The following is a 575-nucleotide window of genomic DNA, read 5'->3' as shown; positions in this document are numbered from 1 at the left end:
GCCATTTTCCATATCGTATTCGGATTTGCATTTAAATCATTACGCAACCATGAAGTTTGGCTCCCAGAAATAGAGATTTCTGTGTTTAAAGTATATGCTCTTACCAAATTATTACCAAAAGTAATGGCATAGTATACACTCGATGATGGAACATCAAAAAGATTATAAACACTATTATTGCTATCTTCATGATTTCCTCTGGCTGCAACAATAGGAAACATTCTATTATCACTTGCAATAGTTAATTGCCAGTCATTAAACCATTCTTGCCATTCTGAACTACTATCCCGATTGGTCATATCTCCTCCAAACAATACAGCATGAGGCTTGAGTTTTGCTACCAAACGATTGGCATTTTTTCGGGGTGTACGATTATTACGAGAATCTCCTCCTGCTATAAACGACAATCTACTATTATCAGAAGGAGCTGTTTTGAACCAAAACCGCTGGCTTGTACCTTGACTATCCCTAATTACAAAATAATATGCTGTATTAGGTTGCAAGCCCGTGAGCCTAGCAAAGTTATTGTTCATCCCCTTATAAGAGACCGTTCTGTTAGGGGCTTTAGAGTTTGG

General features: G+C 37.6%; 1 protein-coding gene. It reads right to left on the bottom strand.

Translation table 11 applies throughout. The annotated features are described in order from the left end of the window. Nucleotides 1-575 (bottom strand): FN3 domain-containing metallophosphoesterase family protein (locus tag C1X07_RS24725; RefSeq protein ID WP_164914254.1); only part of this gene is annotated, 575 nt, incomplete at both ends.

The organism is Aquimarina sediminis (genome assembly GCF_002895435.1).
Classification (GTDB): domain Bacteria; phylum Bacteroidota; class Bacteroidia; order Flavobacteriales; family Flavobacteriaceae; genus Aquimarina; species Aquimarina sediminis.
Note: the sequence above shows the minus strand (reverse complement) of the source record. Positions and strands in the feature narration are given on the sequence as shown.